The 15,995-nt window shown below is 67.7% G+C and carries 12 protein-coding genes; 8 read left to right on the forward strand and 4 right to left on the reverse strand.

Annotated elements, in window-relative coordinates; translation table 11 throughout:
• Window positions 1-10 precede the first annotated feature (10 nt).
• From PJ250_RS16480 to PJ250_RS16490, 3 genes are read right to left on the reverse strand one after another with little or no spacing between them, the layout of a single operon-like run.
• Window positions 11-196 (reverse strand): hypothetical protein, encoded by a 186-nt coding sequence (locus tag PJ250_RS16480; RefSeq protein WP_271645670.1) that lies wholly within the window; start codon window positions 194-196, stop codon window positions 11-13.
• Window positions 193-1,626 (reverse strand): radical SAM protein, encoded by a 1,434-nt coding sequence (locus tag PJ250_RS16485; RefSeq protein ID WP_271645671.1) that lies wholly within the window; start codon window positions 1,624-1,626, stop codon window positions 193-195. Before PJ250_RS16485 ends, PJ250_RS16480 begins: the two co-directional genes overlap by 4 nt.
• A complete protein-coding gene (locus tag PJ250_RS16490; RefSeq protein ID WP_271645672.1) occupies window positions 1,611-2,351 on the reverse strand; it encodes a prolipoprotein diacylglyceryl transferase in 741 nt (246 codons plus the stop codon). Before PJ250_RS16490 ends, PJ250_RS16485 begins: the two co-directional genes overlap by 16 nt.
• A 307-nt stretch (window positions 2,352-2,658) precedes the next feature.
• Between PJ250_RS16490 and carA the strand changes: the two genes are divergently transcribed.
• The 5 genes from carA to recJ all read left to right on the forward strand — a co-directional run bounded on the left by carA (window position 2,659) and on the right by recJ (window position 10,249).
• The gene (gene carA, locus PJ250_RS16495) at window positions 2,659-3,789 is read left to right on the forward strand and encodes a glutamine-hydrolyzing carbamoyl-phosphate synthase small subunit (RefSeq protein WP_271645673.1); all 1,131 of its coding nucleotides are present in this window, start codon (window positions 2,659-2,661) and stop codon (window positions 3,787-3,789) included.
• 95 nt (window positions 3,790-3,884) lie between these two features.
• Window positions 3,885-7,127, forward strand: a complete 3,243-nt coding sequence (carB, locus tag PJ250_RS16500) for a carbamoyl-phosphate synthase large subunit (RefSeq protein ID WP_271645674.1) — start codon at window positions 3,885-3,887, stop codon at window positions 7,125-7,127.
• On the forward strand, window positions 7,124-7,600 hold the full coding sequence (greA, locus tag PJ250_RS16505) for a transcription elongation factor GreA (RefSeq protein ID WP_271645675.1): 477 nt from the start codon (window positions 7,124-7,126) through the stop codon (window positions 7,598-7,600). The genes carB and greA overlap by 4 nt, the downstream gene beginning before the upstream one ends.
• 13 nt (window positions 7,601-7,613) lie before the next feature.
• Window positions 7,614-8,531: a phosphoglycerate mutase gene (locus PJ250_RS16510; RefSeq protein ID WP_271645676.1), complete on the forward strand. Its 918-nt coding sequence runs from the start codon at window positions 7,614-7,616 to the stop codon at window positions 8,529-8,531.
• Window positions 8,528-10,249: a single-stranded-DNA-specific exonuclease RecJ gene (recJ, locus tag PJ250_RS16515; protein WP_271645677.1), complete on the forward strand. Its 1,722-nt coding sequence runs from the start codon at window positions 8,528-8,530 to the stop codon at window positions 10,247-10,249. Before PJ250_RS16510 ends, recJ begins: the two co-directional genes overlap by 4 nt.
• 17 nt (window positions 10,250-10,266) lie before the next feature.
• On the opposite strand, the gene PJ250_RS16520 is transcribed toward recJ, so the two are convergent.
• Window positions 10,267-11,733 (reverse strand): glycosyltransferase family 39 protein, encoded by a 1,467-nt coding sequence (locus PJ250_RS16520; RefSeq protein ID WP_271645678.1) that lies wholly within the window; start codon window positions 11,731-11,733, stop codon window positions 10,267-10,269.
• 249 nt (window positions 11,734-11,982) lie between these two features.
• Between PJ250_RS16520 and PJ250_RS16525 the strand changes: the two genes are divergently transcribed.
• From PJ250_RS16525 to lysS, 3 genes are all read left to right on the forward strand, one after another.
• A complete protein-coding gene (locus tag PJ250_RS16525) occupies window positions 11,983-12,849 on the forward strand; it encodes a LytTR family DNA-binding domain-containing protein (RefSeq protein ID WP_271645679.1) in 867 nt (288 codons plus the stop codon).
• Between the two features lie 245 nt (window positions 12,850-13,094).
• Window positions 13,095-14,220, forward strand: a protein-coding gene (gene prfB, locus PJ250_RS16530) for a peptide chain release factor 2 (protein WP_271645680.1) whose coding sequence is annotated in 2 segments (ribosomal slippage) — window positions 13,095-13,169 and window positions 13,171-14,220 — 1,125 coding nt in all. Because the reading frame shifts where the segments join, the coding sequence is not laid out codon by codon here.
• A 129-nt stretch (window positions 14,221-14,349) separates the two neighbouring features.
• Window positions 14,350-15,873, forward strand: coding sequence for a lysine--tRNA ligase (gene lysS, locus PJ250_RS16535; protein WP_271645681.1), 1,524 nt, complete (start codon window positions 14,350-14,352; stop codon window positions 15,871-15,873).
• Window positions 15,874-15,995 lie beyond the last annotated feature (122 nt).

Consider the following 15,995-nt stretch of genomic DNA (forward strand, 5'->3'; position numbering starts at 1 on the left):
ACAGCGTCGCTCAGTTCATCGCGATCATGCCGAAGCACGCGGCCGCCAGGAGGATCGTCAGGCCGCCGATGGTGGCCAGGATGCCGATGATGATCTTGGCCCAGGTCGGGAAGCCGGTCCGCTGCGGTGCCGGTGCAGGGGGAAGTTCGGGCGGAGGTGCCGTAGGCGAGGCGTCGTGTTCGTCCGGGAGATTCATGCCGTTGCTTCCTTGAGCGGTGTGCCGTCGACCCAGTCGCGCAGGGCGTCGAGCTGCTGGCGGCGGTCGTCGCGATAGAACAGGTTGTAGGTATCGAACGGCACGATCGTGCCATCGGGCTGGGCGATGTGCACGCAGCTCTTCTTCACCGAGCGCAGGTCGAAGCCCTCGGCGTCGATGAAGGCCATGATCAGCACGCGGAACACGTTGCGGTAGTCCAGCCCCTGCGGGGCCTGCACCTGCGGCAGGCAGCACAGCAGGTCGGCCAGCGAGCAGGCTTGCGACTGCGGCGAGTGGTTGGTGGCGAACAGCTTGAACACGGCCTCGCGCAGCGACGCGTCCTTTTCCACCACGATGCTGTTGCGGCCGCCCTCGATCAGCACCTCCGGCGGAATCAGGCCGGTCAATGGCAGGACGCGATCCTCCAGCTTCAACGCATAGGCCATCGCCAGCGCGTCGGGATGGCAAGGCACCGGGATCAGGTCCTCGGGGCGAAACAAGTCGCTCTGTTCGAGGATGCCGCGGCGGACCTCGGTCAGGGTCAGGCGGTCGCGCGCCGGGTCGTAGCCCTCGGTGCGGCCGGCATGCTGGATCGGCTGGAAGGTCACCCCGCGCACGCAGGGCTGGCGCCTGGCGAAGTCGATGATCTCGCCGAGCTCGCCGTCGTTGAGGCCTTTCTTGACCGTCACCACCAGGGTGGTGGAGATGTCGTGCCGGTTCAGCGCCTCCAACGCGCGTCGCCGGATCTCGCCCAGGCGCGCGCCGCGTAGTTCCTGATGGACCTCATCACGCAGCGAGTCGAACTGCAGGTACAGCTCGAAGCCGGGCATGTAGCCGGCCAGACGCTCGACGAACGCCGGATCCTTCGCGATCCGCAGCCCGTTGGTGTTGACCATGAGATGGCGGATCGGCCGCGCCTTGGCCGCGTCGAGGATTTCGAAGAACTGCGGATGTAGGGTCGGCTCGCCGCCGGAGATCTGGACCACATCCGGCTCACCCTCGTTGGCGACCACCGCATCGAGCATGCGTTCGATGGTGGCCAGGTCGCGGAAGCCGGGGCGATGCGGCCCCGAATCGGCATAGCAGATCGGGCAGCGCAGGTTGCAGTGGTCGGTGACCTCGATCAGGGTCAGGCAGCTGTGCTGCATGTGCTCCGGGCACAGCCCGCAGTCGTAGGGACAGCCCCAGCGCCGCTCGGTGTTGAAGCGCTGCGGCAGCTCGGGCGGCTTGATGAAGCGCTCGCGGCACAGGCGGTAGTAGTCGATGTCGTCGGCCACCAGCACCCGTTCGCGGCCGTGCTGTGGGCACCACTTCTCCAGGTAGACGCCGCCATCCTTGAACAGGATGGTGGCCTCCACCCGGCGCAGGCAGGTCGAGCACACCGACACGGCGGTGTCGTAGAACAGGTAAGGCCTTACTTTTGCCGCCATGCAGGGGTCCATGCGATGCGTGGGAGGTCGCGTACATGGTAGGCCACGCCCAGCACGCACAGCAGCTGCAGGCCTGACAGCAGGCCGAAGTAGTACACCGGGATGGGACGGATGGACTCGATGACCAGCCGGTACAGCAGGTAGCCGACCAGGAACAGCTTGAAGCGGTCGCCCGGGCGCGGCAGGCGATCGCCGTAGAGGGTCAGCAGGCCGCCCCAGAGCGCGACGAAGGCGATCTCGTAAAGCTGGGTCGGGTGGCGCGGGACGCCATCGCCGAAGTCCACGCCCCAGGGCAGGGACGTGGGATTGCCGTAGGTGTGGTCGGCCAGTCCGCCCAGGAAGCAGCCAATGCGCCCGATGATCATCCCGATGGTCAATGGCAGGACGAAGGCATCCCCGGTCGAACCGCGGATCCCGGCCAGGCGCTTGGCGATCTCCACACCGGCCCAGCCGCCGAGCAGCGCTCCGATGATCGACTTGCCCTCCAGCAGCCGGCGCAACGTCGGGAAATCGGTGAAGGCATAGGCCGGGTCGTAGAGCCAGTAGGCGATCTTGCTGCCCAGCGCCGCGCCCAGGACGGTCCCGCCGACCAGCAACAGGGCCTGGACCTTATCGGTCTGGCCGGGCAGGGGCAGGCGGCGGCGTTGGCGCAGGTAGAGCTGGAAGCCGACCGAATAGGCGGCCGCTTCCAGCAGCGTGTGGACCCAGTAGGCGTTCAGCGTCATCAATGCCAGTGTAGTCGCCGTTCCTGGCCGGTGGTTCTGCGTTGGCAGGCGCCAAACGCGCGTCCTGGCATGGTTTGCGCGAGGCTGCGGCGGCACGCTGGTTCCGACGGGGTTTGATCGGATCTCGTCCGGCCGCGTCATCCATGTGAAAAATACGGCTGGCGCCCGACCCCCCGGGTCCGTACAATTCGCACTCGCCTGATGACCACATCACCTCGGACCGGAGAAGCGCCGCGTCCGCGGTTTCTTGCAGCCGCAAGTTTGACGTGGGCACAGGGTTTTCCTCCATCCCCAAGGCGAACCTGCAGTGACCCAACCCGCAATCCTGGTCCTCGAAGACGGCACCGTATTCGAGGGCGAATCGGTCGGCGCAAACGGACTGTCCGTCGGCGAAGTGGTGTTCAACACCGCCATGACCGGCTATCAGGAGATCGTCACCGATCCGTCCTACGCGCGTCAGCTGGTGACGCTGACCTATCCCCATATCGGCAACACCGGTTGCACCGACCAGGACGACGAGGCCGCCAAGGTCTGGTCGGCCGGCCTGATCGTGCGCGACGTACCGCGCCGTCCCAGCAGCTGGCGCAGCCAGGTTTCGCTGCAGGACTGGCTGAGCGCACGCGGCGTGGTCGCCATTTCCGGCATCGACACCCGCAAGCTGACCCGCCTGTTGCGCGAGAAGGGCGCGCAGAACGGCGCGGTCATGGCCGGGCAGATCGACGTCGAGCAGGCACTGGAAGCCGCCCGCAAGTTCCCTGGCCTCAAGGGCATGGATCTGGCCAAGGTGGTCTCCACCGACAAGACCTATCCCTGGACCGAGGGTCAGCTGGACCTGGATACCGGCGCGCCGGTACAGGTCGAGGCGAAGTTCAAGGTGGTGGCCTACGACTACGGCGTGAAGCTCAACATCCTGCGCATGCTGGCCGAGCGTGGGTGCGAGGTCACCGTCGTCCCGGCGCAGACGCCGGCCGCCGAGGTGCTGGCGCTCAAGCCCGACGGTGTGTTCCTGTCCAATGGCCCTGGCGATCCGGAACCCTGCGACTACGCCATCGCCGCGATCAAGGAATTCGTCGCGCAGAAGGTGCCGACCTTCGGCATCTGCCTGGGCCACCAGCTGCTGGCGCTGGCCGCAGGGGCCAAGACCATGAAGATGGGTCACGGCCACCACGGCGCCAACCATCCGGTCATCGACCTGGACTCGGGCCGGGTGATGATCACCTCGCAGAACCATGGCTTCGCCGTGGACGAGGCGAGTGTGCCGGCCAACGTGCGGGTGACCCATCGCTCGCTGTTCGACGGCACCAACCAGGGCATCGCGCTGACCGATGCCCCAGCGTTCTCCTTCCAGGGCCACCCGGAAGCGTCGCCCGGCCCGCATGACGTGGCGCCGCTGTTCGACCGGTTTGTCGAGCTGATGGGAGCCCAGGCGCGCGGGTGAGCCCGCGCACCTGACTGCCTTGTCGGCATGGTCCAGGCCATGCCTTTCGATTCCAGCGTCGCCGCCGTTCGCGCGATGCCAACACGAGTAGCGAAATGCCCAAGCGCACCGACCTCAAGACCATCCTCATCATCGGCGCCGGCCCGATCGTCATCGGCCAGGCCTGCGAGTTCGATTACTCCGGCGCACAGGCCTGCAAGGCGCTGCGCGACGAGGGCTACCGCGTGGTCCTGGTCAACTCCAACCCGGCCACGATCATGACCGACCCGGAGATGGCCGACGCGGTCTACATCGAGCCGATCAACTGGCAGACGGTCGAGAAGATCATCGCCAAGGAGAAGCCCGACGCGCTGCTGCCGACCATGGGCGGACAGACCGCGCTGAATTGCGCGCTGGACCTGGCCGACCACGGCGTGCTGGAGAAGTACAACGTCGAGCTGATCGGTGCCAAGCGCGAGGCCATCCGCATGGCCGAGGACCGCGAGCTGTTCCGCGTGGCGATGGGCGAGATCGGCCTGGAGTGCCCCAAGGCCGAGGTCGCGCGCAGCTTCGAGCAGGCCGTGGAGATCCAGGCCAAGGTCGGCTACCCGACCATCATCCGCCCGTCCTTCACCCTCGGCGGCACCGGTGGCGGCATCGCGTATAACCGCGAGGAGTTCGAGGAGATCATCAAGCGCGGTCTGGAACTGTCCCCGGTGCACGAAGTGCTGGTGGAAGAGTCCGTGCTGGGCTGGAAGGAGTTCGAGATGGAGGTGGTTCGCGACACCGCGGACAACTGCATCATCGTGTGCTCCATCGAGAACCTGGACCCGATGGGCGTGCACACCGGTGACTCGATCACCGTGGCCCCGGCCCAGACCCTGACCGACAAGGAATACCAGCGCCTGCGCGATGCCTCCATCGCCGTGCTGCGCAAGATCGGCGTGGATACCGGCGGCTCCAACGTGCAGTTCGGCATCAGCCCGACCACCGGCCGGGTGGTGGTGATCGAGATGAACCCGCGCGTGTCGCGCTCCTCGGCGCTGGCCTCCAAGGCGACCGGCTTCCCGATCGCCAAGGTCGCCGCCAAGCTGGCCGTGGGCTACACCCTGGACGAGTTGAAGAACGAGATCACCGGCGGCAAGACCCCGGCCTCGTTCGAGCCGTCGATCGACTACGTGGTCACCAAGATCCCGCGCTTCGCCTTCGAGAAGTTCCCGCAGGCCGATGCGCGACTGACCACGCAGATGAAGTCGGTGGGCGAGGTGATGGCCATGGGCCGGACCTTCTCCGAGTCGGTGCAGAAGGCGCTGCGTGGGCTGGAGACCGGCAAGGTCGGCTTTGATCCCACCGGCCTGGACCTGTCCAACGAGGACGACCTGACCACCCTGCGCCGCGAGCTCAAGGCGCCGGGCCCGGAACGCCTGTTCTATGTCGGCGACGCGTTCCGCGCCGGCATGAGCGTGGAAGAGGTGTTCGCGCTGTCCTTCATCGACCCGTGGTTCCTGGACCAGATCCACGACCTGATCGCCGACGAGGCGCAGGTGGCGGCCGACGGGCTGGGCTCGCTGGACAAGACGCGCATGCGCAAGCTCAAGCGCGCCGGCTTTTCCGACGCCCGTCTGGCCCAGCTGACCGGCACCGACGAGAACGCCGTGCGCGTGTTGCGCAAGGCGCTGGGCATCAAGCCGGTGTACAAGCGCGTGGACTCCAGCGCGGCCGAGTTCGCCACCGACACCGCTTACCTGTATTCGACCTACGAGGACGAGTGCGAGGCCAACCCGACCAGTCGCGACAAGATCATGATCCTGGGCGGCGGCCCCAACCGCATCGGCCAGGGCATCGAGTTCGACTACTGCTGCGTGCATGCGGCGCTGTCCCTGCGCGAGGACGGCTACGAGACCATCATGGTCAACTGCAACCCGGAGACGGTCTCCACCGACTACGACACCTCCGACCGCCTGTACTTCGAGCCGCTGACCCTGGAAGACGTGCTGGCCATCGTCGAGCTGGAGCAGCCCAAGGGCGTGATCGTGCAGTACGGCGGGCAGACCCCGCTGAAGCTGGCGCGCGCGCTGGAAGCCAATGGCGTGCCGGTGATCGGCACCTCGCCCGATTCGATCGACCTGGCCGAGGACCGCGAGCGTTTCCAGAAGCTGGTCGACAAGCTGGGCCTGAAGCAGCCGCCGAACCGCATCGCCCGCAACGACCAGGAAGCCCTGCTGCTGGCGCGCGAGATCGGCTATCCGCTGGTGGTGCGCCCGAGTTACGTGCTCGGCGGCCGCGCGATGGAGATCGTCTACGGTGAGTCGGACCTGGCGCGCTACGTGCGCGACGCGGTCAAGGTCTCCAATGATTCGCCGGTGCTGCTGGACCGCTTCTTGGACAACGCCGTGGAAGTGGACGTGGACATCATCGCCGACAAGGACGGCCACGTCCTGATCGGCGGGGTGATGGAGCACATCGAGGAGGCCGGCGTGCATTCGGGCGATTCGTCCTGCTCGCTGCCGCCTTACTCGCTCTCGGCTGAAACCCAGGCCGAGCTGCGCCGCCAGGTGGTCGAACTGGCCAAGGCCCTGAACGTGGTCGGCCTGATGAACACCCAGTTCGCGATCCAGGCCGGCGAGAACGGCGAAGACATCGTCTACCTGCTGGAAGTGAACCCGCGTGCCTCGCGCACCGTGCCGTTCGTGTCCAAGGCCACCGGCATGCCGTTGGCCAAGATCGCCGCGCGCTGCATGGCCGGCAAGACCCTGGCCGAGCAGGGCGCCACCAAGGAAATCGTGCCGGAGTATTACTCAGTCAAGGAAGCGATCTTCCCGTTCGCCAAGTTCCAGGGCGTCGACCCGATCCTCGGGCCGGAGATGCGCTCCACCGGCGAGGTCATGGGCGTGGGCCGCAGCTTCGGCGCGGCGATGGCGCGTGCGCAGGAGGCGGGTGGCATCAAGGCCCCGCAGCCGGGCAAGGCCTTCGTCTCGGTCCGCGACCCGGACAAGCAGCGCGTGCTGCCGGTGGCCCAGGCCCTGATCGAGCGTGGCTTCACGCTGGTGGCCACGGTGGGCACGGCAAAATGGTTGCGTGAGCACGGTATCGAATGCGAGCAGGTCAACAAGGTCACCGATGGCCGCCCGCATATCGTCGATCTGATCAAGAACGGCGAGATCGTGTATATCGTCAACACGACCGAAGGCCGTCGTGCGATCTCCGATTCGTTCTCCATTCGTCGTGAGGCGCTGCAGCAGCGCGTTACGTATTCCACCACGATCGCCGGCGCCCGCGCGCTGGTGAACTCGCTGGAGTTCCGCGGCACCGGTCCGGTGCTGGCACTCCAGGAGCTGCACAAGGAGCTGCAATCATGAGAGCCCCCATCACCAAACAGGGTGCCCAGCGCCTGCGTGACGAGCTGGACCAGCTGAAGTCGGTCAAGCGCCCGGAGGTCATCGCCGCCATCGCCGAGGCGCGCGCGCACGGCGACCTGAAGGAAAACGCCGAGTACCACGCCGCCCGCGAACAACAGGGTTTCATCGAAGGCCGCATCAACCAGCTGGAGGCCGAGCTGTCCACGGCCGAGGTGATCGACGTGGCCGCGCTCAACGCCGGCTCGCGCGTGGTGTTTGGCGCCACCGTGGTCCTGGCCGACGTGGAGACCGACGAGGAAAAGAAGTACCAGATCGTCGGTGACCTGGAGGCGGACATCAAGCAGTCGCTGATCGCCATTTCCTCGCCCATCGCGCGTGCGCTGATCGGCAAGAACGAGGGGGACAGCGTGACCATCCAGGCCCCTGCGGGCGAGCACGAATACGAGATCGTCAGCGTCTCCTACGGCGCCTGAGTCCCTCGCAGGCATGGCCTCCGCCACGCTGTTGCTGCCGGCGCGCGCAAGGTTCGCCGGCGCCCTGCCGGCCCAGGTCGGCAAGGCCCTGGGCCGCGCCGACCGCGCCCAAGGCGAGTCAGGCGAACGCGCCCAGCTGCGCCGCCACTTCCAGCTTGTTCCCGACCACTGGCCCGTGGCGGCGCTGACCCGGCAGCTGGACGCCGGTGATGCCGCCGGAGGTCGCTGGTTGCGCGCCGATCCCGCCTATCTCGCCCCGGACATGACCGGGGCGCGATTGCTGGCCCACGGGCCGGCCCTGGGTCTGGATGCCAGCGATGTGGCCGCATTACTGCCCGCCTTGAAGCCGCTGTTCGGCGATGCCGGCCTGCTGCTGGATGCGCCGGAGCCGTCGCGCTGGTACCTGCGCCTGCCCTCGGACAGCCCGCTGCCGGACTTCGCCGCGCCGGAGGACGTGGTGGGCGACGACCTGTTCGGTCATCTTCCGCACGGTGAAACCGGGCGCCGGTGGCGCGCCTTGTTTACCGAGGCGCAGGTGCTGCTGCACCAGCATCCGTGGAATGCCCAGCGCGCCGCGCAGGGCAAGCCGGCGGTCAATGCGCTGTGGTTCTGGGGGCAGGGCGTGCTGCCGCAGTCGGTGCGCACGGTCTATCGACAGGTCCGCAGCCGCGACGACCTGTTGCGTGCCTTGTCGGGTCAGGCCGGCGTGCCCGAATCCATCGAAGAAGGCGTCGATGCCTTGGTGGACCTGCGGCACCTAAAGTCGCGCGCGATGTTCGTCGATGAGGCGCTCATGCCGCTGCTGGCCGAGTTGCGCGGCGGCAAGCTCGCGCAGGTGGTGCTGGATTTTCAGGACGGGACTCAGTTCACCCTGCGCACTGGCCAGCGCTGGCGACTGCTGCGCCGCGCTTTGCCGCAGCTGGACGCATGAGCGCAGCCACGCGGATCACCCGTCGCATCGCTGCGCCGGGTGGGCAATGGTCCGGCACCGTCCTGCCCCTGTTGCAACGGGTCTACGCCGGTCGCGGCGCGCTGGATGATGCCCGCGCGCGGCCGCGTCTGGCGCAGCTGCATGCGCCGGACCTGCTGACCGGGATGGACGCGGCGGTGGCCCTGCTGGCCGAGGCCATCGCCCAGGACCGCCACATCGTGGTGGTCGGCGATTTCGACTGTGACGGCGCCACCGCCTGCGCCACGGCCGTGCGCGGGCTGATCCTGCTCGGCGCGCGCCATGTCACCCCGGCCGTGCCCAACCGGGTCACCCATGGCTATGGGCTCTCGCCGGGGCTGGTGGCCGAACTGGCAGAGCTCAAGCCCGACCTGCTGGTCACCGTGGACCATGGCATCGCCTGTCACGCCGGCATCGAACAGGCGCGGGCGCTGGGCTGGCAGGTGCTGGTCACCGACCACCATCTGCCCGGGCCGCGGTTGCCGCAGGCCCATGCCATCGTCAATCCCAACCTGGCCGGCGACGGCTTCCCGAGTAAATCGTTGGCCGGGGTCGGGGTGATGTTCTACGTGTTGCTGGCGCTGCGGAAATATCTGCGCGAAGCCGGCCGGCTGCCGTCGCCGGAGCCGGATCTGTCCACGCTGCTGGACCTGGTCGCGGTCGGCACCGTGGCCGACCTGGTGCCGCTGGACGCCAACAACCGCGCCCTGGTCTCGGCTGGCCTGCGTCGGCTGCGTGCCGGACAGGGTTGCGCCGGCCTGCGCGCCTTGATCCAGGTCTGCGGGCGCCGGGCCGAAACCCTCACCGCCGCCGACATCGGCTTTGCCATCGGCCCGCGCCTCAACGCGGCCGGGCGCCTGGAGGACATGGCGTTGGGCATCGCCTGCCTGCTGTGCGACGAGGATGCGCCGGCGCGCGAGATGGCCGGCATCCTGCACGGCATCAACGCCGAGCGTCGCGGCGTACAGCAGCAGATGACCGACGAGGCCGAGGCCGCTCTGGCCAGGCTGGCCGCGCTGGAGGGTGATGCGCCACTGGCGGTGTGCCTGTTCGATGCCGAGTGGCATCCCGGCGTGGTCGGGCTGGTGGCCTCCAAGATGAAGGACCGCGTGCACCGCCCGGTGATCGCCTTCGCCCCGGCCGAGCCTGGCAGCACGGCGCTGCGCGGTTCGGCGCGCTCGATCCCGGGCTTCCATATCCGCGATGCGCTGGCCGCCGTCGATGCCCAGCACCCGGGCCTGATGCAGAAGTTCGGCGGCCACGCGATGGCGGCCGGCTTGAGCCTTGAACTGGAGCATCTGCCGGCCTTCCAGGCGGCCTTTGTCGCCCAGGTATCCGCCACCCTGGACGCCGCGCTGCTGCAGGCCGAACTGCTCAGCGACGGCGAACTGGCCCCGCATGAGTTCGATCGCGTCCATGCCGAGGCGTTGCGCGATGGCGGGCCGTGGGGGCAGGGGTTTGCCGAGCCGCTGTTCGATGGCGTGTTCGAGGTGATCGACTGGCGCGCGGTGGGCGAACGGCATCTCAAGCTGGTCCTGCGTTGCCCGCAACGCGCCGCGCCGCTCAACGCCATTCACTTCAACGGCCTCACGCGCGAGCCGCCGGCCGCACGCGTGCACCTGGCCTATCGCCTGGCGCCGGACGACTATCGCGGCGGCGATGCCATCCAGCTCATTGTCGAGCATTGCGTTCCGACCTGAATCAGGCCGCCTGCGGCTCAGCCAAACCGAGGTTTGGTCCCCCAGATCTGCGGCCAGATCGGCGGGATGTCGCGGCAGACGAAGATCTCGTAGCCGTTCGCCGATTCCTCGTTGGCCACCCCCTCGCGGTTGCGGAAGATGCCGTGCGAGCTGCACCTGGCGACACTCCCGCGCTGGTCCTCGGCGGTATTGCCCAGCTCGATGATCACGCTTGGCGGCGGGTCGCCATAACCGCGATACCAGGCCGAGTTGGTCCGGCTGATCACCGGCGGCAGGCCGAGCGCCGGGCCATATAGCGCCATGGCGCCGGCCTCGCCGTAATTGTTGGCCAGGATCGCCGCGTTGGCCCGCTCGGCGGCGGGCAAGCCACGGTAGATCGCAGCCACGCGCTGGGCCAGTTCCTGCCAGCCCACCTGCTCGGCGTAGTCCCCGTGCAGACGCCGGGTCAGCTGCCAGAGCGGGGAATTGACCGGCGCGATCGGCAGATGCAGCGCGGCGCCCAGCGGTAGGCCGACCGCCAGCAGGGCGGCGACCGCAATGCGCAGTCCACGCGCGCGACCGGCGGACATGGACGCACACCAGCGCTCAATGGCCACGTAGCCGGCCGCCAACAGCATCGGATAGCCCGGCGCCATGTAGTAGCCACGGCCGCGCGAGAGCGCGAACAGCAGCAACGGCACCGCATACATCCAGGCCAGCACGCGGTAACGGCGCATGGAACCGGCCAGCGTGAGGAACCCCAGCCCGGCCAGCCAGACCGGCAGGGTCAGCGCGCTGGCGTTGGCGTAAAGCTGCTCGGGGAAGAACAGGTCGGTGCGGCCGATGGCCACGTCGCGGGCGTGGATGTGGGCGACGAAGTCCAGGTAGATGAAGTCGTGCCGCACCTGCCAGACCACGTTCGGCAGGAAGATCACGAAGGCCACGCCCACGCCCAACCAGGGCCAGCGCGTGCGCAGTTGCGCGCGCAGCGGTCCGCCCAGCACGCCGACGGCCAGGCCCGCGGCCCAGAACACGATGGTGTAGCGCGTCATCAGCCCAAGGCCAAAGATCACCCCGAGCGCCAGCCACAGACGCGGATCGCCGTCCTTGGCCAGGCGCAGCACCAGCCACCCGGCCGCCACCACCCACAACAGGTCGGGACCGCAGTACATGAGGATGCTGCTGTTGACCAGGCCAAAGGGCATGCATGCGGTGGCCAGCGCCGCGCAGACCTGGGCGAAGCGCCGGCCGCCGAGCTCGGCGGCGATCAGCCCTGCCAGCACCATCGCACCGCACTGCGCGAGCGCGGCAATCACGCGAAAGCCAATGAGCGAGGTCCCGAACACCGCCAGCTCCACTCGCGCCAGCCACGGCACCAGCGGCGGGTAGGGCACATAGCCCCAGTCCAGATGGCGGGCGTCGTCCAGCACCTGCAGTTCGTCCCGGTGGAAGCCGTAGGCACCGTTGAGCCACACATGCACGAGGAAGCGCACGAGCGCCAGCACGAGCAGCAGCTTCAGTTCGGAGCGGCCCCGGGCTCCGTTCGAAGCGGTTTCATGCCGGCACGTGCGCTCAGGGCCGAGGGAGGAAGCGGTCGGGGACGCGTTCATGGCAGAGCATCGGCCGAAGAGGCGGGTAGTGTTTCCGCACTGTCCCAGGCCGAACCAGCCCAATGTGACCATCCGCCCCAGATTGGGGACCAACCGCGGACCTGCGGGGCCGGACGGGACCGCCGGGTCCCTTAGAATTGCGGCATGCAAGCATCGAGACCCACCGCCTACGAGCGGCTGCTGCCCTGGAAGCGTACGGTCGAGGTGGGATTCTGGGTCGTCTATATCGCCTGGAACGCCACCTTCAACAGCATCACGGTGGTCATGGACGTGCACAAGGCGGGTCTGGCGTTCGCCGACTGGGAGCCGGTGGTGTGGGAGTGGTCCAGCAACCTGGGCTGGCTGCTGTTGGTCTGGCCTCTGGTGCGCTTCACCGCGTGGCGGCCGTTGCGCTGGACGGGCGGGCTGCGCAAGGTGGCCGAGTATCTTCTGGCCAGCGTGGTCTTCTCGCTGCTGCACGTGGTCGGCATGTATGCCCTGCGTGCCTTGGTGTATCGCTGGATGGGCGGCGAGTACCGGTTCGGGGGCTGGCTGTCCGCCTGGCCCTACGAGTACCTCAAGGACGTGCGCAGCTTCTTCGTGCTGGTCGTCTTCATCGAGACCTGGCGCCTGCTGATACGGCGCCTGCAGGGCGAAGCGCAGCTGCTGGATGCGCCCGACGACGGCCCGCCAGTGGAGCCGGTCGAGCGCCCTGAGCGCTTCCTGGTGCGCAAGCTGGGGCGCGAGTTCCTGATTGCCGTGTCCGAGATCGAATGGGCGCAGGCCTCGGGCAACTACGTTAATCTGCGGGTGCGCGGGCATGACTATCCCTTGCGCAGCACCATGGCCGCGCTGGAAGCCCGGCTGGACCCGCAGTGCTTCGTGCGCATCCATCGCAGCTATCTGGTCAACCTGCGGCAGGTGGCTTCGATCGAGCCGCTGGAGAGTGGCGATGCGCGGGTGCATCTGCGCGAAGGCGTGCCGTTGCCCTGCAGCCGCAGTTATCGCGCGGCGCTGCGCGAGGCCGCCTGAGGCGAAGGATCCGGCATCCCCGTGCGTGTGGCTGGCCCGGCCGGCGGCTTCGCACGGCTGCTGGCGGCGCCGGATCCGTTGGCGTGCCGACGGCCATGGAGTCCCAGGACGAAGGCAAGGCGTCGCGCGACCGGCCGATCCGCTGTTCCCGGAATGGCCTGCCTTAGCCGCGCCGGGGACCGGAGGCCGGCCCCAGGTGGCAGTCTTGCTAGAATTGCAGTCTTGTCTCAGACCGTTGTCATTTCATGATCGAACTCAATCCCGTGCGCCAGCGCATCGCCGACCTGACCGGCCGCCTGGACTCACTCAGGGGGTATCTTTGACTACGACGCCAAGCGTGAGCGTCTGGAAGAAGTCGAGCGCGAGCTCGAAAACCCCGATATCTGGAACGACCCGGAACGCGCCCAGGGCCTGGGCCGCGAGCGCGCCCAGCTGGACCGGACCGTCAACGGCATCCGTGACCTGACCGAGGGCCTGACCGGCGCCAACGAACTGTTGGAACTGGCCGAGATGGAATCCGACGAGGACACCGCCAACGCGGTGGTTGCCGATGTCGAGCGCTTCGCCCGTGACGTGGACAAGCTGGAGTTCCAGCGCATGTTTTCCGGCGAGATGGACACGGCCAACGCGTTCGTCGACATCCAGGCCGGCGCTGGCGGCACCGAAGCCCAGGACTGGGCCGAGATCCTGCTGCGCATGTACCTGCGCTGGGCCGAAGGGCGCGGCTGGAAGGTCGAGTTGATGGAAGCCTCCGCAGGCGAAGTGGCCGGCATCAAGTCCGCCACCTTCCGCGTGGAGGGCGATTACGCCTACGGCTGGCTCAAGACCGAAATCGGCGTGCATCGCCTGGTGCGCAAGTCGCCGTTCGACTCGGACAACCGCCGCCATACCAGCTTCACCTCGGTCTTCGTCGCGCCGGAAGTCGACGACAACATCGACATCGAGATCAATCCGGCCGACCTGAAGACCGACGTGTACCGGTCCTCCGGCGCCGGCGGCCAGCACGTCAACAAGACCGAGTCGGCGGTGCGCATCACCCATGTGCCCACCAATACGGTGGTGGCCTGCCAGACCGAGCGTTCGCAGCACGCCAACCGCGACCGCGCCATGAAGATGCTCAAGGCCAAGCTGTACGAACTCGAAGTCCAGAAACGCAACGCGGAAAAGAACGCGCTGGAAGCCACCAAGGCCGACATCGGCTGGGGCAGCCAGATCCGCAACTACGTGCTGGACCAGAGCCGCATCAAGGACCTGCGCACCGGCGTGGAGCGTTCCGATACGCAGAAGGTGCTCGACGGCGACCTGGATGAATTCCTCGAAGCCAGCCTCAAGTCCGGCCTGGATGCCGGCGCCAGGCGCATCGACGCCTGACCTGCAACAGGGTGGGAGCCGCCATGGCGGCGAGGCGCTGGCCTGGTGCTTTCCGGGTTGCCCGCATCGCGGCCATGGCCGCTCCCACCGTTTCACTCCTACATTTCACACCTCAAATCCCACACCGCCATGACCGAACAGCCCCCCGTGCCGCAGCCCCCCGTCGACGAGAACAGCCTCATCGCCGAGCGCCGCGGCAAACTCACCGCGCTGCGCGGGCAGGGCATCGCCTATCCCAACGACTTCAAGCGCGACACCTACGCCGGCGACCTGCAGGCCGAGTTCGCTGATGCGCAGGCCTTCGGCGCCGAAGCGCTGGAAGGCCTGGGGCGCCAGGTCAAGCTCGCCGGGCGCCTGATGGCCAAGCGCGTAATGGGCAAGGCCAGCTTCGCCCAGATCCAGGACGAGTCCGGCCGCATCCAGCTGTTCCTGCAGGGCAATGTGCTGGGCGATGCCTACACGGCGTTCAAGGGCTGGGACGTGGGCGACATCATCGCGGTGGAGGGCGGGCTGACCCGCACCCGCACCGGCGAGCTGTCGGTCAAGGTCTCGGCCGTGCGTCTGCTGACCAAGTCGCTGCGCCCGCTGCCGGACAAGTGGCATGGCCTGAGCGATGTCGAGCAGCGCTACCGCCAGCGCTACGTGGACCTGATCGTGACCCCGGAGGCGCGCGAGGTCTTCATCAAGCGCTCCAAGATCATCCGCGCGATCCGCTCGTGGCTGGACAACCGGCGCTTCCTGGAAGTGGAGACGCCGATGATGCATTACATCCCCGGCGGTGCCACTGCCAAGCCGTTCACCACCCATCACAACGCACTGGACCTGCAGCTGTACCTGCGCGTGGCGCCGGAGCTGTATCTCAAGCGCCTGGTGGTGGGCGGGCTGGAGCGGGTCTACGAGATCAACCGCAACTTCCGCAACGAAGGCGTCTCGACCCGGCACAACCCCGAGTTCACGATGCTCGAGCTGTACGAGGCCTACGCCACCTACCACGAGGTCATGGACCTGACCGAAGGCGTGATCCGCGAGACCGCGCAGACGGTGCTGGGCACCACCCAGGTCGAGTGGGATGGCGCGCAGATCGATCTGGCCCCGGCCTTCCGCCGCTGGCGCATGGACGAGGCCGTGCGCCACCACAATCCGGAAATCACCGCCGAAGACTGCACTGACCGCGACGCGCTGGCCCGCCACTGCGAGCGGCTGAAGATCAGGATCAAGCCGTCCTACGGCTGGGGCAAGCTGCTGCTGGAGATCTTCGAGGCCACCGTCGAGCACACCCTGGTGCAGCCGACCTTCATCACCGACCACCCGGTCGAGGTCTCGCCGCTGGCCCGCGCCAGCGACACCGAGGCCGGTTATACCGACCGCTTCGAACTGTTCATCAATGGCAAGGAGATCGCCAACGGTTTCTCCGAGCTCAACGATCCGGAAGACCAGGCCGCGCGCTTCCGCGCCCAGGTCGAGGCCAAGGACAGCGGCGACGACGAGGCCATGCATTTCGACGCCGACTACATCCGTGCGCTCGAGTACGGCATGGCGCCTACGGGCGGTCTGGGTATCGGCATCGACCGGTTGGTCATGCTGCTGACCGGGACCGCTTCGATCCGGGACGTGCTGCTCTTCCCCTACATGCGCCCTGAAGCGCAGGGTTGAAAAGTGACGCGTGGGGGCAGCCAGTGGCGCCCACGCAACCCGGCCGTCATCGCGGCCAACGCCGGTCCGAGACGGCCCGCGGCGGGAGATCCTGCGGTTTTTAGGCGACCAATGTGCGCAAT

This window comes from Pseudoxanthomonas sp. JBR18, assembly GCF_028198165.1.
Taxonomy (GTDB): domain Bacteria; phylum Pseudomonadota; class Gammaproteobacteria; order Xanthomonadales; family Xanthomonadaceae; genus Pseudoxanthomonas_A.